At 61.4% G+C, this 23,553-nt stretch carries 24 protein-coding genes and 1 tRNA gene; 12 read left to right on the top strand and 13 right to left on the bottom strand.

The window, feature by feature from the left end; genetic code table 11:
• Positions 1-196: 196 nt before the first annotated feature.
• From RLCC275e_RS00835 to RLCC275e_RS00825, 3 genes are all read right to left on the bottom strand, one after another.
• Entirely contained in the window at positions 197-1,189 is a 993-nt protein-coding gene (locus tag RLCC275e_RS00835; protein WP_024321047.1) for an Hsp33 family molecular chaperone, read from the bottom strand.
• 90 nt (positions 1,190-1,279) lie between these two features.
• Positions 1,280-2,194: an ornithine carbamoyltransferase gene (gene argF, locus RLCC275e_RS00830; protein WP_003545186.1), complete on the bottom strand. Its 915-nt coding sequence runs from the start codon at positions 2,192-2,194 to the stop codon at positions 1,280-1,282.
• Between the two features lie 42 nt (positions 2,195-2,236).
• Complete coding sequence (locus RLCC275e_RS00825) at positions 2,237-3,436, bottom strand: aspartate aminotransferase family protein (protein WP_033181496.1); 1,200 nt, start codon at positions 3,434-3,436, stop codon at positions 2,237-2,239.
• Between the two features lie 420 nt (positions 3,437-3,856).
• Here RLCC275e_RS00825 and RLCC275e_RS00820 point away from each other — a divergent pair, with 420 nt between their 5' ends.
• Positions 3,857-4,390, top strand: coding sequence for a GcrA family cell cycle regulator (locus tag RLCC275e_RS00820; protein ID WP_003545183.1), 534 nt, complete (start codon positions 3,857-3,859; stop codon positions 4,388-4,390).
• Between the two features lie 246 nt (positions 4,391-4,636).
• Here the strand turns inward: RLCC275e_RS00820 and phoB are convergent, their stop codons facing one another.
• The 7 genes from phoB to phoR all read right to left on the bottom strand — a co-directional run bounded on the left by phoB (position 4,637) and on the right by phoR (position 12,855).
• A complete protein-coding gene (gene phoB, locus RLCC275e_RS00815; RefSeq protein ID WP_003545181.1) occupies positions 4,637-5,320 on the bottom strand; it encodes a phosphate regulon transcriptional regulator PhoB in 684 nt (227 codons plus the stop codon).
• A gap of 133 nt (positions 5,321-5,453) precedes the next feature.
• Positions 5,454-6,167 (bottom strand): phosphate signaling complex protein PhoU, encoded by a 714-nt coding sequence (phoU, locus tag RLCC275e_RS00810; protein ID WP_024321049.1) that lies wholly within the window; start codon positions 6,165-6,167, stop codon positions 5,454-5,456.
• 44 nt (positions 6,168-6,211) lie between these two features.
• Positions 6,212-7,027 carry a phosphate ABC transporter ATP-binding protein PstB gene (pstB, locus tag RLCC275e_RS00805; protein WP_003556197.1) on the bottom strand — a complete coding sequence of 272 codons (816 nt, stop codon included), beginning with the start codon at positions 7,025-7,027 and terminating at the stop codon, positions 6,212-6,214.
• A 16-nt stretch (positions 7,028-7,043) separates the two neighbouring features.
• Positions 7,044-8,366 (bottom strand): phosphate ABC transporter permease PstA, encoded by a 1,323-nt coding sequence (pstA, locus tag RLCC275e_RS00800; protein ID WP_003556196.1) that lies wholly within the window; start codon positions 8,364-8,366, stop codon positions 7,044-7,046.
• Positions 8,363-9,844: a phosphate ABC transporter permease subunit PstC gene (gene pstC / locus RLCC275e_RS00795; protein ID WP_027681884.1), complete on the bottom strand. Its 1,482-nt coding sequence runs from the start codon at positions 9,842-9,844 to the stop codon at positions 8,363-8,365. Before pstC ends, pstA begins: the two co-directional genes overlap by 4 nt.
• A 170-nt stretch (positions 9,845-10,014) precedes the next feature.
• The gene (locus RLCC275e_RS00790; RefSeq protein ID WP_130707163.1) at positions 10,015-11,049 is read right to left on the bottom strand and encodes a substrate-binding domain-containing protein; all 1,035 of its coding nucleotides are present in this window, start codon (positions 11,047-11,049) and stop codon (positions 10,015-10,017) included.
• A 582-nt stretch (positions 11,050-11,631) separates the two neighbouring features.
• Entirely contained in the window at positions 11,632-12,855 is a 1,224-nt protein-coding gene (phoR, locus tag RLCC275e_RS00785) for a phosphate regulon sensor histidine kinase PhoR (RefSeq protein WP_033181495.1), read from the bottom strand.
• Positions 12,856-13,098: 243 nt separating this feature from the next.
• On the opposite strand from phoR, the gene ppk2 reads away from it, so the two are divergent.
• The gene (gene ppk2 / locus RLCC275e_RS00780) at positions 13,099-13,980 is read left to right on the top strand and encodes a polyphosphate kinase 2 (protein WP_033181494.1); all 882 of its coding nucleotides are present in this window, start codon (positions 13,099-13,101) and stop codon (positions 13,978-13,980) included.
• Positions 13,981-14,065: 85 nt separating this feature from the next.
• On the opposite strand, the gene RLCC275e_RS00775 is transcribed toward ppk2, so the two are convergent.
• Positions 14,066-15,250 (bottom strand): hypothetical protein, encoded by a 1,185-nt coding sequence (locus tag RLCC275e_RS00775; RefSeq protein ID WP_033181493.1) that lies wholly within the window; start codon positions 15,248-15,250, stop codon positions 14,066-14,068.
• Positions 15,251-15,536: 286 nt separating this feature from the next.
• Here RLCC275e_RS00775 and RLCC275e_RS00770 point away from each other — a divergent pair, with 286 nt between their 5' ends.
• The 8 genes from RLCC275e_RS00770 to RLCC275e_RS00735 all read left to right on the top strand — a co-directional run bounded on the left by RLCC275e_RS00770 (position 15,537) and on the right by RLCC275e_RS00735 (position 21,044).
• Entirely contained in the window at positions 15,537-16,496 is a 960-nt protein-coding gene (locus RLCC275e_RS00770) for an NAD(P)H-dependent flavin oxidoreductase (RefSeq protein WP_033181492.1), read from the top strand.
• Positions 16,497-16,616: 120 nt separating this feature from the next.
• Positions 16,617-16,692, top strand: a tRNA-Thr gene (locus tag RLCC275e_RS00765).
• Positions 16,693-16,886: 194 nt separating this feature from the next.
• On the top strand, positions 16,887-17,360 hold the full coding sequence (locus RLCC275e_RS00760) for a hypothetical protein (RefSeq protein ID WP_033181491.1): 474 nt from the start codon (positions 16,887-16,889) through the stop codon (positions 17,358-17,360).
• Entirely contained in the window at positions 17,357-17,722 is a 366-nt protein-coding gene (locus RLCC275e_RS00755) for a type II toxin-antitoxin system RelE/ParE family toxin (protein WP_033181490.1), read from the top strand. Before RLCC275e_RS00760 ends, RLCC275e_RS00755 begins: the two co-directional genes overlap by 4 nt.
• Before the next feature lies 1 nt (position 17,723).
• Entirely contained in the window at positions 17,724-18,047 is a 324-nt protein-coding gene (locus RLCC275e_RS00750; protein WP_003556187.1) for an addiction module antidote protein, read from the top strand.
• Between the two features lie 227 nt (positions 18,048-18,274).
• Entirely contained in the window at positions 18,275-18,655 is a 381-nt protein-coding gene (locus tag RLCC275e_RS00745) for a hypothetical protein (RefSeq protein ID WP_033181489.1), read from the top strand.
• 257 nt (positions 18,656-18,912) lie between these two features.
• Positions 18,913-20,403: an MDR family MFS transporter gene (locus RLCC275e_RS00740; protein ID WP_033181488.1), complete on the top strand. Its 1,491-nt coding sequence runs from the start codon at positions 18,913-18,915 to the stop codon at positions 20,401-20,403.
• A gap of 74 nt (positions 20,404-20,477) precedes the next feature.
• Positions 20,478-21,044: a phosphotransferase-like protein gene (locus tag RLCC275e_RS00735; protein WP_033181487.1), complete on the top strand. Its 567-nt coding sequence runs from the start codon at positions 20,478-20,480 to the stop codon at positions 21,042-21,044.
• Between the two features lie 44 nt (positions 21,045-21,088).
• On the opposite strand, the gene RLCC275e_RS00730 is transcribed toward RLCC275e_RS00735, so the two are convergent.
• Positions 21,089-21,934, bottom strand: a complete 846-nt coding sequence (locus RLCC275e_RS00730) for a class I SAM-dependent methyltransferase (protein WP_033181486.1) — start codon at positions 21,932-21,934, stop codon at positions 21,089-21,091.
• Between the two features lie 328 nt (positions 21,935-22,262).
• On the opposite strand from RLCC275e_RS00730, the gene RLCC275e_RS00725 reads away from it, so the two are divergent.
• Positions 22,263-22,463, top strand: coding sequence for a hypothetical protein (locus RLCC275e_RS00725; protein ID WP_033181485.1), 201 nt, complete (start codon positions 22,263-22,265; stop codon positions 22,461-22,463).
• A 109-nt stretch (positions 22,464-22,572) separates the two neighbouring features.
• Here RLCC275e_RS00725 and RLCC275e_RS00720 read toward each other — a convergent pair whose 3' ends face one another.
• On the bottom strand, positions 22,573-22,950 hold the full coding sequence (locus RLCC275e_RS00720) for a nuclear transport factor 2 family protein (RefSeq protein ID WP_033181484.1): 378 nt from the start codon (positions 22,948-22,950) through the stop codon (positions 22,573-22,575).
• Between the two features lie 127 nt (positions 22,951-23,077).
• Between RLCC275e_RS00720 and RLCC275e_RS00715 the strand changes: the two genes are divergently transcribed.
• On the top strand, positions 23,078-23,536 hold the full coding sequence (locus RLCC275e_RS00715; RefSeq protein ID WP_033181483.1) for a MarR family winged helix-turn-helix transcriptional regulator: 459 nt from the start codon (positions 23,078-23,080) through the stop codon (positions 23,534-23,536).
• Positions 23,537-23,553: the final 17 nt, after the last annotated feature.

Genomic DNA, 23,553 nt, shown 5'->3' with positions numbered 1-23,553 from the left:
CGGTACGACACCTCGGCCCACGAGATCGCCGATACCGGCCCCTCATCCGGCTGCCGCCACTTTCTCCCCGTAAACGGGGAGAAAGGACCATGCCGCCGACATCTCCGTTCCTCGCCCACCTCTCGCAAGGCACGTCCCTCGCCCCGTTTACGGGGAGAGGGTTAGGGTGAGGGGCAGCCGTCAATGCGAACTGAGCCTATTCGGCCGGCTGAAGCTCGGCCGGCTCGAAGTGGTAGGTGGTCGAGCAGAATTCGCAGGTGACGGCGATTTCGCCGTTTTCCTGGCTGGCTTCGATCTCCTCGGCCGAAAAGCCCTTGAGCACGCCCTTGATCTTGTCGCGCGAGCAGCTGCAGCGGTCGAAGACGGCGCGCGGTTCGTAGACGCGCACGCCACGCTCGTGGAACAGGCGGAACAGCAGCCGCTCGGTGCCAACAAGCGGATCGGTCAGTTCATCGGCATCAATGGTCTCGACCAGCGAACGGGCTTCGAGCCAGGCATCGTCCTCGCCATGCGGGCGGCTGCCGGTGTCGCCGTCGCCGCCGTGGAGATCCGGCTGGCGCATGCGCTCCGGCGCTTCCGGAAGGAACTGGGCGACGAGGCCGCCTGCCCGCCAGCGATGGCGCGGCTTGCCCGCATCGTCACGGTCGAACAGTTCGGCCGCGGCAAGACGGACGCGCGTCGGGATCTGCTCCGACTGGCGGAAATAGACGCCGGCAATATCTTCCAGCGTGGTGCCGTCGAGCGGAACGATGCCCTGGTAGGGCTGGCTGAACTTGCCTTGGTCGATGGTGAAGGCGAGAATGCCCTTGCCGAGCAATTGCTCCGGCTCGGTTTCGCCTGACTCGATCGCCTTGTTGAGCAGCGCCTGATCGAAACGGGCGTAGGCGCGGACATTTTCCGGCGTCGAGAAATCGGCGACGAGAAGATCGACCGGGCCGTCGCCCTTGGTCTGCACCGTGAACTTGCCGTCGAACTTCAGCGAGGTGCCGAGCAGCACCGTCAGCACGACGACTTCGGCAAGCAGCCGGGCAACGGGTGCGGGATAATGATGACGCTCGAGGATCGCATCGAGCATCGGGCCGAGCTGGACGGCGCGGCCGCGCACATCCAGCCCTTCCACCTGGAAGGGGACGACATGGTCATCGCCGGCGAAATCAAACTGGCCGAGGGCGGCTGCAGCTTCTGCCATGGCTTTTAACTCCTAGTTTCAGAGCGATGGGCCAGCGTGCCCTTCGCTCACGCGGTCGCGAGTCTGTCTCTCGCGACGTCCGATTATGGTTCAGATCGCGCCCAGGCACCAAGCAAGAATCGACTTCTGCGCATGAAGACGGTTTTCCGCCTCATCGAAGACCACGGATTGCGGACCGTCGATCACTTCGTCCGTCACTTCCTCACCGCGATGAGCGGGCAGGCAATGCATGAACAATGCATCATTGCCGGCTTTCGCCATCAAGGCCGCGTTGACCTGATAAGGCTGGAAGACATTGTGACCCCGGGCCCGATGTTCCTGATTCATGGAGACCCAGGTATCGGTCACCACGCAATCGACGCCGGCGACCGCACGGTCGGCATCATGGCAGAGCATGATTTCGGCGCCCTCATTGCGGGCCCAGTTCAGATAGTGATCCTTGGGCTCCGAGCCAAGGGGTACGGCCATGTTCATGCGGTAGCCGAAACGCGCGGCACCCTCGACCAGCGAATGCAGCACATTGTTGCCGTCGCCGGTCCAGGCGATGGTCTTGCCCTTGATCGGGCCGCGGTGCTCTTCGAAGGTCATGATATCGGCCATGATCTGGCAGGGATGGGTGTCATCCGTCAGCGCATTGATCACAGGCACGGTCGCATGCTGGGCCAGCTCGACCAGCCGGGAATGCTCGGTGGTGCGGATCATGATCGCATCGACATAACGCGACAGCACCTTGGCGGTGTCGCCGATCGTCTCGGCGCGGCCAAGCTGCATCTCGGTGCCGGAGAGGAACAGCGTTTCGCCGCCGAGCTGGCGCATGCCGACGTCGAAGGAGACGCGGGTGCGGGTCGACGGCTTCTCGAAGATCATCGCCAGCATCTTGCCGGCGAGCGGCTTGTCGCCCTGGCCTGCCTTGAAGGCCTGCTTGCGGGAAAGCGCATCGTTCATGATGGTTCTGAGATCGGCTGATGTGACTGCCGAAAGATCGAGGAAATGTTTAGGGCTCATATCGTCTTCTTACCTGTGCTGCGCCCGAAGGCGGCAATCTCTTCAAGCCGTCTTCTTGACCTTGGAGGCGCGAATGCTCTCGGCGGCGCGCTCGACGCGGGCAAGGCCCTCGCGGGCTTCCTCGGCGGTGACCACGAGCGGCGGAAGAAGGCGAATGACGTTGTCGCCGGCGGGTACGCCGAGCAGATGGGCGGCGCGGATCGCCTGCAGCAGTTCGGCTGAGGGAACGGCAGCCTTGATGCCGAGCAACAGCCCCTCGCCTCTGATATCCTCGATCACATCGGGGTAGCGATCCTTCAGCGAGGCGAGGCCCTGGCGGAAGACCAACGCGACATCGCGCACCTGCTGGAGGAAGCCATCGGCCAGGATGATGTCGAGCACGGCGCTGCCGACGGCCATGGCAAGCGGATTGCCGCCATAGGTCGAACCATGGGTGCCGGCCTTCATGCCGGAGGCGGCCTCTGATGTGGCAAGGCAGGCGCCGAGCGGGAAACCGCCGCCGATGCCCTTGGCGACCGCCATGATGTCGGGTGTGATGCCCGACCATTCATGGGCGAAGAGCTTGCCGGTGCGGCCGACGCCGGTCTGGACCTCGTCGAGGATCAACAGCAGATCGTTGTCGTCGCAGAGCTGGCGAAGCGCCTTCATGAACTCAGGCGTGGCAGGACGAACGCCGCCCTCGCCCTGCACCGGCTCGATGAGGATGGCGGACGTCGCCTCGGTGATCGCGGCGCGGACCGCTTCGATATCACCGAAAGGCACCTGATCGAAACCCGGCGCCTTGGGGCCGAAACCTTCGAGATATTTTTCCTGGCCGCCGGCGGCGATCGTCGCCAGCGTCCGTCCGTGGAAGGCGCCTTCGAAGGTGATGATATGGAAGCGCTCGGGATGGCCCTTGGAAAACTGATAGCGGCGGGCCGTCTTGATCGCGCATTCGAGCGCCTCGGCACCTGAGTTGGTGAAGAACACCTTGTCGGCGAAGGTGGCGTCGGTCAGGCGTTTAGCCAGACGCTCCTGTCCGGGGATCTCATAGATGTTCGACAGGTGCCAGACCTTGTCGGCCTGCTCCTTCAGCGCGCCGACCACATGCGGATTGCTGTGGCCGACGGAGGTGACGGCGACGCCGGCGCCGAAATCGAGATATCGCTCGCCAGTTTCGGTGATCAGCCATACGCCCTCGCCTCGCTCGAACCGCAGTGGGGCACGAGAATAGGTGTCATAAAGCGGCGCGGCTTCAGCCATGGCGCGATCTCCATCAAAGTTGCCGGGCAATGACTCCGGCTAAGGAAACCAGGCCCGAAAAATCAAAAATGCCGCCTTGCGGCGGCGAGTGGCACTATTTCCTTTTCGCGCTGCAATGTCAACAAAACGGCGCCCTTAGCGTATGCAGCACAGGTGTACAGCGGCATTTTCAGTCTTCAACAGGCATTATTGCAGAAATGCCACGCAGGGACAGCAAGTTGGGGAAAACTACGAATTCGATTCATCCGGATTCATGCGACTCTTGTCACGGAGTCAGGCTCACACTAGGTTAAAGATCAATTACTAGACTGCATGCGGCGGAACTAGTCACCAAAATTGATCAAGCGTTTCTTGTTTCGGAGCTCCCGGGACAACGGTGAGGGATTCTGCCATCACCAACGCAAAAGGTGGAGACAGGGCATGAACTGGACAGACGAGCGGGTCGAGAAACTCAAGAAGCTTTGGGCCGAAGGACTGAGCGCCAGCCAGATCGCGGCACAACTTGGCGGTGTCAGCCGAAACGCGGTCATCGGTAAAGTGCACCGGCTGTGCCTTCCCGGCCGTGCCAAGGCCGGCGGCACCAACACCGCGGCGCGAACGCCGAAGCGCAATACATCGGCGCCGCGCGCGCCGAACTTCGCCTCTCGGATCACCACCCGCACCGTCACCCGCCAGCAGGGCGCGACGATGCTGAAGGAAGAGATCGAGATCGAAACGATCGAGGAAATGGAATACGTGCCGAGAGGCAATGTGGTGGTGCCGATTTCGCGCCGCCTCGGCCTGACGGAACTGACCGAGCGCACCTGCAAGTGGCCGGTCGGCGATCCGCTGAAGGACGACTTCCATTTCTGCGGCTGCGAATCCCCCGACAATTCGCCCTATTGCAGCTATCACCAGAAGCTTGCCTACCAGCCGGTCAACGAACGCCGCCGGGCAGCCGCGCGGGCCAGCTGAGGGGGCTGACCATCGTTAGAATGCAGAAAACGGGCCGAGTGGCCCGTTTTTTTATGCGCGGATGGAAGCTCAGGTTTCCCTCCGTCATGCTCGGCCTTGTGCCGAGCATCTGATCACCTCAACCACTTGAGAGAAAAAACTTTATTTTCAAATGCTTAATTTGGCGTGCGCAGATCCTCGGCACAAGGCCGAGGATGACGTCGCGGGTTTTGCCGGGGCTTTGCCAGCAGGCTCAGATGAAAGCCCTCAGGCTTCCATCGAATAACCGGCGCCGCGGACGGTGCGGATGACGTCCTGCATGTTGGAGAAATTCAGCGCCTTGCGCAGGCGGCCGACATGGACGTCGACGGTGCGCTCGTCGACATAGATATCGTGGCCCCAGACACCATCCAACAGCTGTGAGCGGGAGAAGACCCGGCCCGGCGACGACATCAGGAATTCCAGCAGGCGGAATTCGGTGGGGCCGAGGCGGACTTCGCGGGTCTTGCGATGGACGCGATGGGTCTCACGGTCGAGCTCGATGTCACCGCATTTCAGCACCGTCGACAGCACCTCGGGACGGGCGCGACGCAGCATCGCCTTGACGCGGGCAACGAGCTCGGGGGTCGAGAAGGGCTTGACGACATAATCGTCGGCGCCCGTCGACAATCCGCGGACACGCTCGCTCTCTTCGCCGCGCGCCGTCAGCATGATGATCGGCAGACGCTCGGTCTCCGGCCGCATGCGCAGGCGCCGGCAGAGCTCGATGCCGGAGACGCCGGGCAGCATCCAATCAAGGATGAGAAGATCGGGCGTGCGCTCCTGAAGCCGCATTTCGGCTTCGTCGCCACGAAGGATGGTATCGACCTCGAAGCCTTCCGCTTCGAGATTGTAGCGAAGAAGCACGCTGAGGGCTTCCTCGTCTTCAACAACTGCAACTCTCGGGATCATGCGTGTCGGTCTCCTCGCGCATGATCCTTAAACCAGGGTGATTTAAGCAATGCATCCTGCGCAAATTCAGAAATTGGCTGCGACCTCTTGCGCGCCCGGATGGGCGCGCACGCAAGCGGCGGGGTGTAGGCGGTTATTCGGTGACCGCGCCGACGGTGTTGGCGCTGTCGTCCTTCGGACGGTCGCCTTCCGGCTGCGCGCCTGTCGTCATGTAAAAGATCGTCTCGGCGATGTTGGTGGCGTGGTCGCCGATGCGCTCGATGTTCTTGGCGCAGAAGAGAAGATGCGTGCAGCTGGTGATGTTGCGCGGATCTTCCATCATGTAGGTCAGGAGCTCGCGGAACAGCGAGGTGTACATCGCGTCGATCTCGTTGTCGCGTTCGCGGATCGCATTCGCCTTGTCGGCGGAACGATTGGTGTAGACGTCGAGCACTTCCTTGAGCTGGACGAGCGCCAGCTCGGACAGATGCTCGAGGCCGCGGGCGAGCTTGCGGGGAACGCCGGTGCTTTGGACGGCGATGACGCGCTTGGCAGTGTTCTTGCCGAGGTCGCCGACACGTTCGAGATCGGCGGCGATGCGGATCGAACCCATGATTTCGCGCAGGTCCGCGGCCATCGGCTGGCGGCGGGCGATGGTGACGATCGCCTTGTCGCCGATTTCGCGTTCGGCGTGATCGAGGATCACATCGTCGGAGATGACCTTCTGCGCCAGCGCGGTATCGCCGTTGACGAGCGCCCGCACGGCTTCGGCGACCATCTGCTCGGCCAGGCCGCCCATTTCGGAAATCCGCCTGGACAGGAACTTCAGATCATCATCATAGGCAGAATAAATATGTGTCGATGCCATGGGGCTTTATCCTCGAATAACGGAAAGGCTTGGTGACGCCAAAATCAGCCGAAGCGACCCATGATGTAGTCCTGGGTGCGCGGATCGTCGGGATTGGTGAACATCTTGTCGGTGTCGTTCTCCTCGACGAGATTGCCGAGGTGGAACATGGCGGTGCGCTGCGAAACACGCGCGGCCTGCTGCATGGAGTGGGTGACGATGACGATCGTGTAGTTCTCGCGCAGCTCGTGGATCAGCTCCTCGACCTTGGCGGTGGCGATCGGGTCGAGCGCCGAGCAGGGCTCGTCCATCAGGATCACTTCCGGGCTGACGGCGACGGCACGCGCAATGCAGAGGCGCTGCTGCTGACCGCCCGACAGGCCGGTGCCGGACTCGTGCACGCGGTCCTTGACCTCGTTCCAGAGGCCGGCGCGCTGCAGGCTGGTCTCGACGATCTGGTCGAGATCGGCCTTCGACTTGGCGAGGCCATGGATGCGCGGGCCGTAGGAGACGTTTTCGTAGATCGTCTTCGGGAACGGGTTCGGCTTCTGGAAGACCATGCCGACGCGGGCGCGAAGTTCGACGACGTCGATATCGGGATCATAGATATCGTCGGTGTCGAGCGTGATCTTGCCGGTGACGCGGCAGCCGTCGATCGTGTCGTTCATGCGGTTGAGGCTGCGCAGGAAGGTCGACTTGCCGCAGCCGGACGGGCCGATCAGGGCGGTTACGGTGTTTTCGCGGATGTTCAGGTTCACATCGAATAGCGCGCGCTTTTCGCCGTAGTAAACCGAGACATCCTTTCCGATCATCTTATACGGGACGTTGCTCATCTTGTGATCCAGCGCCTTTTCAACTGCAGCTTCCGTCAACATGTTCATGATCTTGTAACTCCGTTTACCAGCGGCGCTCGAAGCGACGACGCAAGAGGATGGCGCCCATGTTCATGACGATCAGGAACAGGAGCAGGACGATGATGGCACCCGAAGTACGCTCAACGAAGGCACGTTCGGCCTCGTTGGCCCACATATAGACCTGTACGGGCAGAGCCGTCGAGGGATCGAGCGGTGTCGTCGGCGCGTTGGCGACGAAGGCGACCATGCCGATCAGAAGCAGCGGCGCGGTTTCGCCGAGCGCATGCGCCAGGCCGATGATCGTGCCGGTGAGGATGCCGGGCATGGCGAGCGGCAGAACATGGTGGAACACCATCTGCATCTTCGAAGCGCCGAGGCCGAGGGCCGCGGCGCGGATCGACGGCGGCACGGCGCGAAGGGCGGCGCGCGTCGCGATGATGATCGTCGGCAGGGTCATCAGCGTCAGCACCAGGCCGCCGACCAGCGAGGCCGAGCGCGGCAGGCCGATGAAGTTGATGAAGACGGAAAGACCGAGCAGACCGTAGACGATCGAGGGGACCGCGGCGAGGTTGTTGATGTTGACCTCGATCAGGTCCGTCAGCTTGTTCTTCGGCGCAAACTCCTCGAGATAGATCGAGGCGGCGACGCCGATCGGCAGCGCCAGCACGAGCACGATCAGCATCAGGTAGAGCGAGCCGATCAGGGCGACGCCCAGGCCCGCGGCCTCCGGGCGGCTGGAATTGCCGTTGACGAAGAGGCCGGTGTTGAACTGCTTGTGGAGAGCGCCACTCGCCTTCAGCTCGTTCATCCAGCCAACCTGCTTGTCGTTGACCTTGCGGTTCTTCTCATCGACCGACAGATCGATCTGGCCCTTGTTGGCGCTGTCGACATTGGCGTCGGCAAGCACCGTGACATTGACCGTCTTGCCGATGATCGACGGATCGGCGACGACCATGTCGCGCAGCTGAACCGGCGCACCCTTGGAGAGCATGGCGGATGCATCGCGCACATCGGGACGGCTCGCGGCATTGACGTTCAGCTGCTTGACGATCGCGTCGCGCAGGAGAACCGGATAGTTGGCGGCGATCAACACCGAAGGGTCGGTCGCACGCTTGTTGTTCGGGTCGATCGTCTTCTCGGAGAATTCGATCGGCAGGGTGATCGCCGTCTGCTGGAAGGCGGTATAACCTTTGCCGATCACCGTCCACAGCAGGATGAAGAGGAAGACGAGACCGAAGGTGATGGCGGCGATGCCATAGGCCTGGAACCGGCGCTCGGCGGCATAGCGGCGCTTGATGCCGATATCGCGGCGCACTGGCGCCTTGGAAACGGTGACGCCTGATGTGGGAGAAACAATATCCGTCATTCGTACTGCTCCCGGTATTTGCGCACGATGTAGAGCGCATAGATATTGAGGCAAAGCGTGATGCAGAACAGGGTGATGCCAAGGGCAAAGGCAACCAGCGTCTGCGGCGAGGTGAACTCAAGGTCGCCGGTCAGCTGGTTGACGATCTTGACGGTCACCGTCGTCATCGGCTCGAAGGGGTTGATCTGGATGCGGGCGGCGACACCGGCGGCCAGCACGACGATCATGGTTTCACCGATGGCGCGCGAGGCCGTCATCAGCAATGCGCCGACAATGCCGGGAAGAGCGGCCGGCAAAACCACTTTCTTGATGGTTTCGGAGCGTGTGGCACCAAGACCGAGCGAACCGTCGCGCAAGGTCCGCGGCACGGCGGTGATGATGTCGTCCGACAGCGAGGAGACGTAAGGGATCAGCATGATGCCCATGACGATGCCGGCCGTCAGAACGCTCTGCGCCTGGATGAAGTTGCTGTAGTTGCCGGACAGAAGGCCGCTGATCTGGGCTGAGAAATCGCGCAGGAACGGGCCGACGGTGACGAGCGCGAAGAAGCCGTAGACGATCGTCGGAATGCCGGCGAGCACTTCGAGGAGCGGTTTGGCGACGCCGCGCAGCTTCGGCGAGGCGTATTCGGCCATGTAGATGGCGGCAAAGAGGCCGACCGGCACGGCGACCAGCATGGCGACCAGACCGATATAGATCGTGCCGAGCAGCAGCGGGATCAAGCCGAACTGGCCGAAGGAGGAGCTGCCGGCGCCGGCAAAGCGCGGATCCCAGACGGTGCCGAAAAAGAAGTCCATGGCGGGAACGGCCGCAAAGAAGCGGGCGGCTTCCGACAGCATGGAGAAGACGATGCCGATCGTCGTCAGGATGGCGATCGAGGAGGCAAGCAGCAGGCCCCAGAGCATGACGCGCTCGACCCGGTTGCGGGCGCGGAAGCGCGGAGCGATGGAACGCAGCGCATAGAAGGCACCGGCAACGGCGAGAGCAAAGACGATCGCCGTCATGGCGATGCGGCTCGTCATGCTCATCGCGTTGAGCTTTTTGGCGGCGTCGAGCATGTAAGGCAGCGGCTGGCTGGCGAGCGGCACGCCCTTTTCGAGGAGCTTGGCCTGCAGGGCAGCCGGATCGTTGGCGACCGCGGCAGTTTCATCCGAGGTCAGCATCGTCATGCCGCGGGCAACCGTCGCCACCGTCGAATAGCCGAGATCCTGCTCGACTGCGGCTTGCGCTTTGATGTCGTCGGGGAAAGCACCGCGAACCGAGGACTGAATGATGCCGGGGCTGATGGAGAGCCAGAGGCAGAGGACGAGGAGGGCGGGAAGAACTGCCCAGATCGCCGCATAGGCGCCGTAATAGACCGGCCGTGAATGCAATGCGGAGGATCGGCCTCCGGCAAGCGCCGTGGCACGACTGCGCGCGACCAGATAGGCGGCGGCACCGATCACCACAAGGCACAAAAGTATGATGGATGTGCTCATTCGTTACGTCCCCAGGCCCATAGCCCCCAAAAAGCCCGGCAGCTTCATCAGCCTGCCTTCAGCTTCCAATCATGGAGAAGGAATTCCAACCCTGCAGCTCCAGAACCGCCGGCGCGCAGGGACATAAGCAATGCCGGCGCGGGCCAAGAAGGACCGCGCCGGCAAAATGATTACATGGACTTGCCGGCTTCGACGTCCTTGCGGATTGCGTCGCGCTCGGCATCCGGAGCGGCAACGAGGCCGTATTCGACGAGCGGGCTGTCAGGGCCGATCATCTGGTCGGATACGAAGAAGTTGACGTATTCCTTCAGGCCCGGAACAGCGCCGAGATGTGCCTTCTTGACGTAGAAGAACAGCGGGCGGGAAACCGGGTAGGTGCCGTTGGCGATCGTTTCGGTGGACGGAACGATACCGCTCATGCTCGCAACCTTGAGCTTGTCGGCGTTGTTTTCATAGAAGGAAAGGCCGAATACGCCGACGCCGGTCTTGTTGGCGGCGATGCGTGCCAGGGTTTCCGGATAGTCGCCGTCGATGTCGACAGCAGCGCCGTCCTTGCGGACTGCGACGCAGGCCTTCGCCTGGGCAGCCTTGTCGGCGACTTCCTTGGCGATGACTTCCTGTGCGCCAGCGGCCTTGCAGCCGGCAGCGAGAACGTTCAGTTCGAAGACTTCGCGGGTGCCGTGCTTTTCGCCCGGGATGTAGGCCGCGATATCAACAGCCGGAAGCTTCGGGTTGACTTCCGACCACTTCTTGTAGGGGTTGGCGACGAGCTTGCCGTCGACGACGACCTGGGCTGCGAGGGCCTTGTAGATGTCGGCAGGAACGTAGGCGACGTCAGGGTTGGAAGCGTCGGTTGCGAAGACGATGCCGTCGTAGCCGATCTTGACTTCCTGGATGTCGGTTACGCCGGCAGCCTTGCAGGCTTCGGCTTCGTTCTTGTTGATCGGACGCGAGGCGTTTGCAATGTCGATGGTGTCTTCGCCAACGCCCTTGCAGAATTCCTTCAGACCAGCGCCCGTGCCGCCGGATTCAACGACCGGCGTCTTGAAGTTGGTGAAGGTTTCGCCGAAGGACTCGGCAACGATCTTTGCGTAAGGCAGGACGGTGGACGAACCAGCAACCTGAATCTGGTCGCGGGCGACGGCAGCGCCAGCGAAAGCAGCAGTTGCGGCGAGCGCGGCAACGGTGAGCTTGAAGGTGTTCATGTAAATCTCCCGGCATTGGGCTTGTGTGAGTGCGGCCTTAGAGAGGCCCTCGCATTGCCTTTTTTCATCGGCGAGACTCTCTTAGCGCTGTAAGCACCGTCCTTTTATGTCAAAGCGATGAAACATTTGTGACAGGTTAAGCTGTTGATTGGTAATGTTATTTTTTAAATCGACCGATCGATCGTGTCGGGCGACCGGCAAAGCTCGGCGGTCAATCCACCTCGCGTTGTAAAATTGACGACAGATAGGCGATCGGTTGCGGGCACTTTCCGCTTGCGGCCGCCACCTTCTCTCCGCTCGCGGGGCTAAGGGACATGCCGCAGCGTCTCGACTCCCTCTTCTCCCCTCGGGGAGAAGGTGCCCGGAGGGCGGATGAGGGGGGCCAGCGAAGCCGGTCTTTCCTATGACCCATGCAACCGTGCAGACGTCGTCTCGACCATCGTCAGGCCCTTGGGCAGCTGTTGCGGAATAGGTTTTACGTGAGGGTGTGCGGTGTGGCCCCCTTATCCGCCTGCCGGCACCTTCTCCCCGAGGGGAGAAGAGATTTGCGGCAGCCTCTCCGTTCCTCACGCGACACATACGTCAGAAGCGCACCGTAAAATCGGTGCCCTTGCCGACTTCCGACTTGACGATCAGTCGCGCCCGGTGGCGGGTGAGGATGTGTTTGACGATGGCAAGGCCGAGGCCGGTGCCCTTTTTCGAGCGGCTGTCCTCGATGCTGACGCGGTAGAAGCGCTCGGTCAGGCGCGGCACATGCTCGGCCGGAATGCCCGGCCCCTTGTCGACGATGCTGACCTCGACCGGCTGGCCGGCGCCGTTCTTCACCCAGACGTCGACGACCTCGCCCTCCTGGCCGTATTTACAGGCATTTTCCATCAGGTTCTCGAAGACCTGGACAAGTTCGTCGCGGTCTCCCAGCACCTCGACCTTGCCTTCCGGCAAATGCAGGTTGATGTCGACGCCGACGTCCTTTGCCAGTGGCACCAGCGAATCCCTGACATGGCCGAGCAGCGGCACCAGATCGATCTTCTCATCCGGCGCGATGTGCGATTTCAGCTCCAGGCGGGAGAGCGACAGCAGGTCGTCGACCAGCCTGCTCATGCGCGTCGCCTGATCGAGCATGATGTTGAGGAAACGCGCCTGCGCCTTCAGATCGTTCTTCGCCGGTCCCTGGATGGTCTCGATGAAGCCGCGCAGCGAGGCAAGCGGCGTGCGCAGCTCATGGCTGGCATTGGCGACGAAATCCGAGCGCATGCGGTCGATGCGGCGGACCTCAGATATATCGCGGAAGGAGAGGATGAAATAGCGCTCACGCGGACCGTCCTCAGCGGCGAATTCAATGGGGGCGCTGCGCACGATATAGACGCGCTCGGAGGGCAGCCGCTCGGAATGCTCGATCTGGTTCGGCGCGTTGGTGGCGATGGTTTCGCGCACCATGTCGAGCACGCCGGGCGAACGCATACGGGCCGATATATGGGCGCCGAGCGCCACCTCGCCGAAGGCCTTTTCGGCAGCGCGGTTCTGGAAGAGCACCGAGGCGTCTTCCGACAGCAGCATGACGGGGATATCGAGGCCCGAAAGTGTGGCGGAAACTTCCGGCAGGCGGCTTGGCGGCGCCTCCGGCTTGATTTCCACCGGCAGGGCGGGTTCTGCCTCGATGACGGGCGCCTCATTGAAGAGCGCGGTGAGGATCATCACAAGCAGCAGGGCGAGCACAACCCACTTGTTCATGCCGGCGGCAAGCGCGGCGAGCGCGCTGAGGATCGCCGCAAGCAGCACCGGCCGTTCGCGCCTTATGCGCGCCAACAGGCTTTTTCTCCATGGAGTTTCGTCTGGCAAGTGCCCTCGCGGCGTCGATTCGTTTTTCGTTATATTGAACTCTGCCTGATAGCGGCAATTCATGACAGAAGTTTTCGGGTTGCCGCGTCCCAAGCGAAAGGCAGCAGCCGAAACCCATGAAAAATTGCCGGCCGGCCGCGAGAGATTTGATTTTCAACGGTAAATATGTTCGCTTGGAGGACGAGAAGCGATCGGGCTGAGGAGGCTGATATGGACGAGGACGTCGAAAACAGGGCCGTGGAGCTGGAGATCCGCGGCAAGAAACGCACCTTCGATGTCGACGACCCCGCCCTGCCGAACTGGGTGGACGAGCACGCGCTGGAATCCGGCGACTTCCCTTACAAGAAGAAGCTCAAGGAAGAGGACTATCTGGAGGAGCTGGAGAAGCTGCAGATCGAACTCGTCAAGGTGCAGTTCTGGCTGCAGGCGACCGGCAAGCGGGTGATGGCGCTGTTCGAGGGCCGCGATGCGGCCGGCAAGGGCGGCACGATCTCGGCCTCTTCGGCGCGTATGAACCCGCGCCTTGCCCGCGTCGTGGCACTGACCAAGCCGACCGAGCGCGAACAGGGGCAATGGTATTTCCAGCGTTATGTGGCGCAGTTTCCGACCGCTGGCGAATTCGTGCTGTTCGACCGCTCCTGGTACAACCGCGCCGGCGTCGAGCCTGTCATGGGTTTCTGCACGCCGCAGCAATATGAGGATTTCCTCAAGCAGACGCCGCAGCTCGAAAAGATCATCGCCCATGAGGGCATCTTCTTCTTCAAATTCTATCTCGATATCGGCCGCGAGATGCAGCTCAAGCGTTTCCACGACCGCCGGCACGATCCGCTGAAAGTCTGGAAACTGTCGTCGATGGACATCGCCGCCCTGACCAAATGGGACGACTACAGCGACAAGCGCAACCGGATGCTGAAGGAAACCCATACGGATTTCGCGCCCTGGACGGTGATCCGCGCCAATGACAAGCGGCGGGCGCGCCTTGAGCTCATCCGCCACATGCTGAACAAGATGGATTATGACGGTAAGGACAAAAAAGTGCTGGGAACGGTCGACGAGGAGATCATCGGCTCAGGGCTAGGCTTCCTGAAATAGGGCTTTCCGAACAGGCTGGCCCGCAATCGAAGCCGGGGCCACCGGCTCTGCCGGGACCGGGCCACCGGCTCCACCGGGACCGGGATCACTGCCCCGGCAGGATGCGGATGGCGAAGAGGTTGATGCCGCGCGCCTTGCCGTCGAGATCGCTGTTGATCGTCAGCGTGCCCGGCGAATTCGGCGCCAGCGAGCGGTCGAACTTCACCTGCAGCAGCGCATCCGACTTTTCCCGGGTGACGGTGAAGCGATGGCGGGCGCAATTGCCGAGCGTCTGGAAATTGCACTCGACGGTGATCTGGGTCGGCTCGTCGGTGGTGGACTGCAGCGTCAGCGCGATCGTCGAGGATTTGCCGGCCAGCTGCTGCAGCACCGATGGCGGCACGCTGATCGAGACATTGCCATCGGCCGCACCGCTTTCGGAAATCAGCCGGACAGCGGGACCGTCATTCTCGGCGATTTTCTCGGTGCGCGCCCGCGGGCCGCTCTGGATCTTGTCGGCGTCCTCAGGCTTGAACAGCGGGATCCAATCGGCCGAGAAACTGTTCTGCGGATCGATGGTCACCGGCTCATCGGTGTGAGAACCCGCATTCCCGGCGCTGTCGTCATTGCCGGTAAAATCCTCCGGCTGGGTGCTTGCCGGCGGATTGGCGACGCTGGTGTCGCGCTCGGCCGCCGACATCAATAGGCCCGACGTATGCGCCCACCAGGCGCCGATGCCGATGAAGGCCAGCAGCACGCACCAGACGAGCAGCCTCGAAAAGAATTTGCGCGGCTTGCGACGGCCTGCGGCCCGCTCCGGGCGGAAATCCATATTGGTGGCGCGCTGACCGCGGGCAAGCCGCTCCTCGCCGACGGGGGCGGCGGCCAGATGATCTGTATTGCCGGCATGCACGTCGTCGAGGCTGGACTCGTCGCCGCGGTGCATAACCTCAGGTGCGCGGGTCTCGCCTGACACCATCGGGCCATCGAACTCATCGGCTTCGGCCTGGTGAACCGGCGGCGCCGGCATTTCCACGACCGGCGGCACGGGTACTTCAGGCGGCCTCTGGCGGGGGTGAAGGCGGTCGCGCTCCTCGCCTTCGATGGCGTGGATGGTGCTTTCCAGGCGGTGGCGGTGATGGGCGACGACTTCGGTGTCGGTGATATCCTGCTTGCGCAGGCCGGCTTCCAGCGCCTGGCGGGCCGACTGATAGATCCTCGCTCGAACCTCCGGATTATCGCGATCGGAATTCTCGAGCGCCGTTCTGATGGCCGTTTCTAATCCGCTCACATTCAGTCCTTCACCTTGAATTCGGCATCGGACTGCAATCCCCGCCGTTCTCCATCAAAATTCGGTAGCGTCAAGTGCGGCAAACCGCAAGCCTTGCGAGGGTGGCGGCCATCGATCGGCGGGGATATCGGCAGGTTTCACCGCTTGCGGGCCTTATTCTATTAGCTTTCTCGGACGTATATATTCGGGCTGAAATCGACGAAGGCATGGCAGCCGCTCTTTTATCGCCTTTTCATCTCTGTTATGAGATTGACGTTTTCGTAAACGTCAATGGAAGTGGTGACCCATGGCCCTGCCCCCGATCCTCAAGGACAGATTGAGACTGCCGGTCATCGGCTCGCCGCTGTTCATCATCTCGCACCCGGCGCTGACGCTGGCGCAATGCAAGGCGGGCATCGTCGGAGCATTTCCGGCGCTGAACGCCCGGCCGGAAAGCCAGCTCGACGAATGGCTGGCGGAGATTACCGAGGAGCTTGCCCGCCACGACGCCGCCCATCCGGACCGGCCGGCCGCGCCCTTTGCCGTCAACCAGATCGTCCACATGTCGAACAAGCGGCTGGAGCATGACCTCTCGCTCTGCGTCAAATACAAGGTGCCGATCGTCATCTCCTCGCTCGGCGCCGTGCCGGAGGTCAATGCCGCCGTGCATTCCTATGGCGGCATCGTGCTGCATGACATAATCAATAACCGCCATGCCCATTCGGCGATCCGCAAGGGCGCCGACGGGCTGATCGCGGTGGCGGCCGGCGCCGGCGGCCATGCCGGCACGCTTTCTCCTTTTGCGCTCGTCCAGGAAATCCGTGAATGGTTCGACGGGCCGCTGCTGCTCGCCGGCGCCATCGCCACGGGCGGCGCCATCCTTGCCGCAGAAGCGATGGGCGCCGACATGGCCTATATCGGCTCGCCCTTCATCGCCACTGAAGAGGCGCGCGCCGCGGACGCCTACAAGCAGGCGATCGTCGAAGGGGCCGCCAGCGATATCGTCTATTCCAACTATTTCACCGGCGTGCACGGCAACTATCTCAAACCCTCGATCGTGGCGGCCGGCATGGACCCCGACAATCTCCCCTTAGCCGATGTCTCGAAGATGGATTTCGAGCAGGCCGTCGGCGGCGCCAAGGCCTGGAAGGACATATGGGGCAGCGGCCAGGGCATCAGCGCCATCAAGGCGGTCGAGCCGGTGGCCAAACTCGTCGACCGGCTGGAGGCCGAATACAAGGCGGCGCGCACCCGGCTGGCGCTCTGAGGCGCCCTTGCCGTCCCTCCCCTCTTTTTTGCCAAAGCCATGACAGGGTGCTTGAAATCTTCCAACAATGGCTGTATCAGCGCCATGCAAATCGCAGGCCGCATGCTTCGGCCGTGAGGGGCCGCTTTAGCTCAGGTGGTAGAGCACATCATTCGTAATGATGGGGTCGCAGGTTCGAGTCCTGCAAGCGGCACCATTTTTCTTTCATCGCGTGCTGAAACCCCGCATTTTAAGCCTCTCTTAAAATTCTGCGTCCACCTTTGGCCATTCGGCAGGCAAAGCCTCAACAGCTTGAGCGCTATTTCACTCAAGGCGGTTGGGCTGCCCTTCACCTACATATGCGCGACCGATATCTATCGAACGAGAGCAGGTTTGCGATTAGGAGGATCTATGAGGACATCGCTTTTAAGCATCGCGCTTTTCACATTTAGCTTTTCCGCTGCACAGGCAGCAGACTTCCCTCTCGCCTCCTGTGCCGGATGGAATGGAACGCTTGTCAGCAAGACCGGCATCGATTCAAGCACTGCAGTTATGGAAGGAAAGGTCACTCGGGCCGACTTCCAGGAATATTGCAAGCGAGACCCAGGATGGGAGACAACAGCCCATGGCGGCAAACTTACTGTAAAGCAGTGCGTGGCGACGTATACAAAAGCGAATGGGAAAGACACCTACCGCTCCACCGCCAATTGCATCGAAGGCACCCTTTCCTTCGTTCCTCCTCGTGGAGAACCGCTGCGTGTCACTTTTCCATTACCAGAGGACGCAGATGTGTCGTGCGCCTCAGGCATGCCGCCGCTGATCAAGCAGTTCAAGCTCCTCTGCCCTCAGGCGGCGCGGGAGTTTCTCTTGATGGATGACGAATGACAGGAGGGCCGTCTCAGCACTCCGGTCAACAAAAAGTTGACTACTCGCGGGAGGGTGTTAACTATAGTTCACAGAAATACACGGTTCTCCAGACAGTCGAATTCCAGAAATGGCTACGTAAGCTGAAGGACCGGAATGCGAGAGACCGAATTGTTGCGCGCATCGTTCGTGCGGAGGCTGGCAATTTGGGAGACCACAAATTCTTCGATGGCATCGGGGAATTGAGGCTCGACTACGGTCCTGGGTATCGTTTGTATTTTGCAATGCAGGGCAGCGTTGTCGTTATTCTCCTGTGCGGGGGCGACAAGGGCAGCCAGGAGCGGGACATCAAGCGAGCAATCGAAATGTCCAAGGAGATATGAGATGGCGCTTGAAATCATCCCTTTTGACGCAACCGAGTTTCTGGATACCGAGGAATCTCAGACCCATCTCATTGAAGATGCGTTTGAAAGCGGTGACGCAGGTTATATTGCGCACGCATTGGGCGTTGTTGCGAAAGCTCGTGGCATGTCACAAGTCGCCCGGGATGCCGGCGTTACCCGCGAGGCTCTGTACAAATCTCTCAGTGAAAAAGGCGACCCAAAACTCTCGACGCTTATCGGTGTTGCCGCAGCTCTTGGATACAAGCTGACAGCGACGCGTGTGGATGATTCAGATACACACGAGGACGCGCGTCGATCTGCTTAGCAAGCACGATCCAACCAATTCGGACGCTGCGGCCGATCTGGCCTTTAAACAAAGTTTCGAGCCTCGACAGCCCGATTCTCTGCCCATCATGGAGATACAGGTCCAGTAGTCCCCCCAAGCGCCATTATCTGCCCCAATCAAACGGCCGTGAAAACCGCAACCCCGACAGGAACAATGCCACCCCCGTGCCGGTTTCCTCCCGTGAGACAACAAGCATGGAGAAAATCATGTCCTGCAAGTTCATCGCGATATCACTGCTTTCGATCGGCCTGGCCGGCCCGGCGCTGGCGCAGACGGCCGGGGGTGCGGATGCCAATGGGCGGCTTTCGGTGGCACCGATTATAGGCGGATCGGGGAGTTCGGGCGCCGGTTCCGCCGGGGCCGGGTCGGCTGGCACTGGGTCTGTCGGCGGCGGTGCAACAGGCACAGGGTCTGTCGGCACCGATTCCGGCACCACCGGCAGCACCACCGGCAATGGCGGCGTCAATCTCAATAGCGGCCGCAGCACGATCAATCCCGGCGGGGTCAATCCCAACCTGCAGCAAACGCCGGGTTGCACCAGCGGAAGCGCGGATACCGGCTCGCAGGGCGAGGCATGCCCGCAATGAGGATGAGGTGATTGTTCGCCTTCCTGACAGAATGAAGGGCCCGGAGCGGAATGGCGCCGGGCCTGCGCTTTCGGCCGAAACTTCCCTGACATCACGCGAAAACAATGGCTGCCGACAGAAACCGGTCGCGGACTGCTTTACCGTTCAGCCCTGAGGACGTAAAAGAGCGGGCATCACTCCGCAAGCGGCGCATCGCCCCACATCTCGCCAGCCTGCCGATATTTCCGGCATCTGCGGAGCACCCGAAGAGGATCGTCATGTCGAATGCAGCGCAACGCTCGAACCGTGTGCTTATCGTCGCCACCATCATGCTCGCGACCTTCATGGTGGCGATCGAGGCGACGATCGTGGCGACCGCGATGCCGCGCATCGTCGGGGAGCTCGGCGGCTTTTCCTATTACAGTTGGGTGTTTTCGGCCTTCCTGCTGGCGCAGTCGACGACGACGGTCATCTACGGCAAGCTTTCCGACATTTTCGGGCGCAAGCCGGTGCTGATCGGCGGCATCCTGATCTTCCTGGTCGGCTCTTTGCTCTGCGGGCTTGCCTGGTCGATGATGTCGCTGGTGCTGTTCCGGCTGCTGCAGGGGCTGGGCGCCGGCGCCATCCAGCCGGTGACGACGACGATCATCGGCGATCTCTTCAAGCTCGAGGAGCGCGGCCGCGTGCAGGGCGCGATGGCGACCGTCTGGGCGACGTCGGCTGTCGTCGGGCCGCTGGCCGGCGGCATCATCGTCGACAACATCTCCTGGGCCTGGATCTTCTGGATCAACCTGCCGATCGGCGTCATCTCGATCATCGCCTTCATGATCTTCCTCAAGGAGGACGTGGCGCACAAGCAGGCAAAGATCGATTACCTCGGATCGGTGCTGTTTTCGATCTCGATCGTCGCACTGCTCGTCATGCTGACGGAAACCGATGCCAGCGCCTGGATCCTGATTTCGCTTTTCGCCGTCTTCGTGATCGCGGGCCTGCTCTTTCTCGCCCAGGAGAAGCGGGCGCCGGAGCCGATCATCTCGATCCCGCTCTGGAGCCGGAGGCTGATTGCGACCAGCAATGCGGCGACGCTGCTGGCCGGCATGGCGCTGATCGGGCTTTCGACAATCCTGCCGCTCTATGTGCAAGGCGTGCTCGGCCGCTCGCCTCTTGTCGCGGGGTTCACGCTCACCATGCTCGTTGTCGGCTGGCCCTTGGCGGTGATTCTCTCCGGCCGTTTCTACAGGGCCTTCGGCATCCAGCGTACCTTGCGCGTCGGCAGCCTGATGTTTCCCTTTGGTGCCTGTTTCCTGTTGTTCCTGACACAGGAAAGCTCGCCGATCGTTGCCGGCGCCGGCTCCTTCTTCATGGGCTTCGGCATGGGTCTCATCAGCCTCACCAGCATCGTGCTGGTGCAGGACAGTGTCGAGTGGTCGATGCGCGGCAGCGCTACGGCCTCGATCATCTTTTCCCGCAGCCTCGGCAATACGCTCGGCGCCACCGTGCTCGGCGCCATCCTCAATGCCGGGATCAACCACTATGCGAGCGGCGAGGCGGCGGCCGGCCTGCACGAGGCGCTGAACCAGCCGACCGGGCTCTCCGTGCTCGCCGCCGATCCGGCGATCCGCTCGATCTTCAATGCGGCCCTGCACTGGAGCTTCTGGGGCGTGGTCGTCGTCGCTGTGCTGACCTTCTTCACCACCTGGCTGATCCCGGTCGGTCATGGCCAGAAGCGCGAAGGGGCGGCGGTTCCAAGCGAGGCCGCTTCGCATTAATCGGTTCGGCTTGTGGAAACGCAGACATGCTGTGTTTCGACAGCGGTGGATTGTGTTGGGAAAGTTGTCGGACGATGAGTGTTTTCGTGCTGCTCTTGGGGTTCCCGGGCGTCGGGAAGCTGACAATCGCTAGAGAACTCGGCTCGCTTATCTCAGCAAAGATCGTTGATAATCATTGGTTCAACAACCCGATCTTGCGTCTCCTCGACGAGGAGGGGACTGCTCCGCTGCCTAAGGGTATATGGGAGTACACTGGCAGGGTCCGGCAGGCCGTCCTGGATGCGATCACCGCCTATAGCGGCCCGTCGGCGAATTTCATCTTCACCCATGCCGGTGTCGAAGGCGATGAGCGGAGCGCGCGGACGTACCAACAGTTCGTTGACGCCGCCGGACAGCGCGCCGCGATGTTTGTTCCGGTGAGATTGCTGTGTGCCGAAGAAGAACTGGCGCGTCGCGTTTCCTCCCCCGCACGGCGCGACCATTTGAAAACGACCGACGTCGAGACTTCAAGACAACGAAACCAACAGGCCGTGGTTCTTGATATCCCGCACGAGCACGCGCTGACCTTGGATGTGACGTTCATGTCGCCTTTCGAAAGTGCTGCGGCAATACGGGATCATGTTATGACACGCAGCGCCTGAGGAGTGCAGCCCCGCTCACGGTCGTTGTCGAGGAGATTCTGAGGCTATCGCGTGCCTGTGATGACGGTTGCCGTTGAGCGAAGGTGAACCTTGCCATTGCTGACGGATTGGAGCGCTAGCTCCAGGACCTCGGCGCGGATTTTCTCCCGTGTTGCCGTATCTGCCCTGGATAGTCCGGCGACAACAGGCGCGGCGATCTCGGTCATGAAGTCCCAGTAACGCTCGGGGGTATCGTGCACCATCATCGCCGACACCTCTTCCTCGGCGACATCGCGAAGGCCTGCCTCTCTGAAGGTCTCGACCATCATGCCTTCCCCCGCGCAGCGGAACAGGCCCGGAGAGCCGGGTGGTGGCGAGGGCATTTCCACGTGGCGGGCGATCGTACCCATGACCGTGGTCGCCCATGAATTTTTGGCAGGCACGCTCCAGACTGCGGCGCAGACGCGCGCACCGGGCTTTGCCACGCGCGCCATCTCCCCGGCGGCGGCAGCGATATCAGGGAAGAACATAAACCCAAACCGGCATAGGACGGCGTCGAAACTGGCATCGGCAAAAGGCAACGTTCCCGCATCGCATAGGCGAGTTTCGAAGTTTTTGAGGCCACGTCTGGCCGCATTTTCGGCGGCAGCAGTCAGCATATTTTCCGAGAGATCGGTGACGACAACATGACCCTCGGGGATTGCCGCCGCCGCCGTCAGGCCGGGTTCGCCAGTGCCAGCTGCTATGTCGAGCACGCTGAAACCGTTGGAGAGATTTGCGCGCCGGAGCATGGCGTCACCAAACGGGGCGAGCCAGTTGAGAACCAAGCTGTCCCATTTCTTCCAGCCGGCGGAAAACTTGTCCCAGGTCTCACGTTGCTGGTTACGGATATCGTCGAGATTTGCTGACATGCACCGGCTCCCCCATCCGTTCAACCGGCAAAGCCGGGAACGTCGGCACTATGCGCCGCTGATGGCAGGATTCAATGGAAATAAGCGCCATCGGGCCAATCGCCAGGCAGGACCAAACTTGTTGGGACGGAGTGATTGAATTGACCAAGACTATTGGAGCTTTTATACAATAGCTTTTGCGAAACTCCGGATTGGCCAAAATTAATCCTTTTAAATCAATGGGCTTCTCCTGGATGGCGCCAAATCGAGAATACGGAACAAGCGGATTGCTGAAGCGGTGCAGCCCGGCTGTATGCATCAGCCATGGAGAAACAAAATTCTAAAGATCATGGTCTTGCTGCACAGCGCCGATGGCCTGGCTTGGCAGTCTCCCCCTAAAGGCACCAGCCTGAAGACATTGAGCGAAGCCGAGGAGCAAGGCTTCATCTTGATCCGCGGGGAATTTCAAAAACGGCAATTCCGTCTGACAGAGCTGGGCTCCGACTATGTCGAGCGCGACAAGCGGCGTCTGGAAGCGCGCAAGCTCTGAACCGATACCGCCGGCTAAACGCGAATTGAACGCACAAGCCAGACCCCCGACGGCCGAAAGGCGGGCCTGACAATGGCGCGTCACAACATCCCGCATAGGGAGTACCAGCTTACAGGGCATCCCGGATATCGAAACGGACGATCTTGTCGCCTTCCATGCGGAAGATATGCATCACGGTCTTGTCCTTCAGTCCGTGGGCCTGCCCCTCCAGCGGCCGGCCATCGAGGTCAAAGACCGACTGGATCACCTCGACAGCGACAGCACCATCTTCGGTTTCTGCAAATGCGACCGGCTCGACATGTGGACTGATGACGGCCCACTGGCGTGTCCAATAGTCGCGTACGGCCTGACGGCCATTGATGTGGCCGCCATCCATGCCGTTGGCCCAGGTGACATCATCGGAAAGCACGGCAAGCACACCGTCAATGTCTCTGGCGTTGAAGCTGGCATAGATGCGCTTGATCATTTCGACGTCATTTTCAGACATATCGTTTCCTCGGTGGAGATTGAAACATTCGCTGTGCGGCATCGAAACGCCATTGCCTCTTGCCGCGCACCAAGATACATACGTACATATATATCTTACGGTCAAGCGAGGACAAGGGGTGAGCCGAATGGACGAAGACGTGCTTTCAACGCCGGGGCATCTCATCAGTCTTGCGGCGCGGGGGTTCGCCCGCCTCAGCGAGTCACGCCTTAAACCGCTCGGCCTCGGTGTCGGCCAGTTGCCGGTGCTGGTCGCGCTGCAAAATGGCAAGGCCAGCACGCAACGCGACCTCGCCCGCTTTGCCAGGATCGAGCAACCGCCGATGGCGCAGATGCTCGCACGCATGGAGAGGGATGGCTTGATCGAGCGGACACGCGACCCGGCTGACGGTCGCAGCAGCCGTATCGTGTTGACGAAAACCGCACAGGAACGGATGCCGGAGGCGATTACGGTCTTGTTTCAAGGGAATAAAGAGGCATTGACCGGGTTCACGGATGCGGAAGCGGGACAACTTGTCGATCTGCTCAAGCGGCTGATCGGCAATCTGGATCAAATTGCGACCGCGGCGCCTTCGCCCGGTGATTGATGGTTTTGTGGCCAAAC

Origin of the sequence: Rhizobium brockwellii, from assembly GCF_000769405.2 — a bacterium.
Taxonomy (GTDB): Bacteria; Pseudomonadota; Alphaproteobacteria; order Rhizobiales; family Rhizobiaceae; genus Rhizobium; species Rhizobium brockwellii.
Note: the sequence above shows the minus strand (reverse complement) of the source record. Positions and strands in the feature narration are given on the sequence as shown.

Coding starts and splice junctions, on each gene's coding strand:
- RLCC275e_RS00835 (WP_024321047.1), bottom strand. CDS start 1,189: ATGGCAGAAGCTGCAGCCGCCCTCGGCCAGTTTGATTTCGCCGGCGAT.
- argF (WP_003545186.1), bottom strand. CDS start 2,194: ATGAGCCCTAAACATTTCCTCGATCTTTCGGCAGTCACATCAGCCGAT.
- RLCC275e_RS00825 (WP_033181496.1), bottom strand. CDS start 3,436: ATGGCTGAAGCCGCGCCGCTTTATGACACCTATTCTCGTGCCCCACTG.
- RLCC275e_RS00820 (WP_003545183.1), top strand. CDS start 3,857: ATGAACTGGACAGACGAGCGGGTCGAGAAACTCAAGAAGCTTTGGGCC.
- phoB (WP_003545181.1), bottom strand. CDS start 5,320: ATGATCCCGAGAGTTGCAGTTGTTGAAGACGAGGAAGCCCTCAGCGTG.
- phoU (WP_024321049.1), bottom strand. CDS start 6,167: ATGGCATCGACACATATTTATTCTGCCTATGATGATGATCTGAAGTTC.
- pstB (WP_003556197.1), bottom strand. CDS start 7,027: ATGAACATGTTGACGGAAGCTGCAGTTGAAAAGGCGCTGGATCACAAG.
- pstA (WP_003556196.1), bottom strand. CDS start 8,366: ATGACGGATATTGTTTCTCCCACATCAGGCGTCACCGTTTCCAAGGCG.
- pstC (WP_027681884.1), bottom strand. CDS start 9,844: ATGAGCACATCCATCATACTTTTGTGCCTTGTGGTGATCGGTGCCGCC.
- RLCC275e_RS00790 (WP_130707163.1), bottom strand. CDS start 11,049: ATGAACACCTTCAAGCTCACCGTTGCCGCGCTCGCCGCAACTGCTGCT.
- ppk2 (WP_033181494.1), top strand. CDS start 13,099: ATGGACGAGGACGTCGAAAACAGGGCCGTGGAGCTGGAGATCCGCGGC.
- RLCC275e_RS00770 (WP_033181492.1), top strand. CDS start 15,537: ATGGCCCTGCCCCCGATCCTCAAGGACAGATTGAGACTGCCGGTCATC.
- RLCC275e_RS00760 (WP_033181491.1), top strand. CDS start 16,887: ATGAGGACATCGCTTTTAAGCATCGCGCTTTTCACATTTAGCTTTTCC.
- RLCC275e_RS00755 (WP_033181490.1), top strand. CDS start 17,357: ATGACAGGAGGGCCGTCTCAGCACTCCGGTCAACAAAAAGTTGACTAC.
- RLCC275e_RS00750 (WP_003556187.1), top strand. CDS start 17,724: ATGGCGCTTGAAATCATCCCTTTTGACGCAACCGAGTTTCTGGATACC.
- RLCC275e_RS00745 (WP_033181489.1), top strand. CDS start 18,275: ATGTCCTGCAAGTTCATCGCGATATCACTGCTTTCGATCGGCCTGGCC.
- RLCC275e_RS00740 (WP_033181488.1), top strand. CDS start 18,913: ATGTCGAATGCAGCGCAACGCTCGAACCGTGTGCTTATCGTCGCCACC.
- RLCC275e_RS00735 (WP_033181487.1), top strand. CDS start 20,478: ATGAGTGTTTTCGTGCTGCTCTTGGGGTTCCCGGGCGTCGGGAAGCTG.
- RLCC275e_RS00730 (WP_033181486.1), bottom strand. CDS start 21,934: ATGTCAGCAAATCTCGACGATATCCGTAACCAGCAACGTGAGACCTGG.
- RLCC275e_RS00725 (WP_033181485.1), top strand. CDS start 22,263: ATGGTCTTGCTGCACAGCGCCGATGGCCTGGCTTGGCAGTCTCCCCCT.
- RLCC275e_RS00720 (WP_033181484.1), bottom strand. CDS start 22,950: ATGTCTGAAAATGACGTCGAAATGATCAAGCGCATCTATGCCAGCTTC.
- RLCC275e_RS00715 (WP_033181483.1), top strand. CDS start 23,078: ATGGACGAAGACGTGCTTTCAACGCCGGGGCATCTCATCAGTCTTGCG.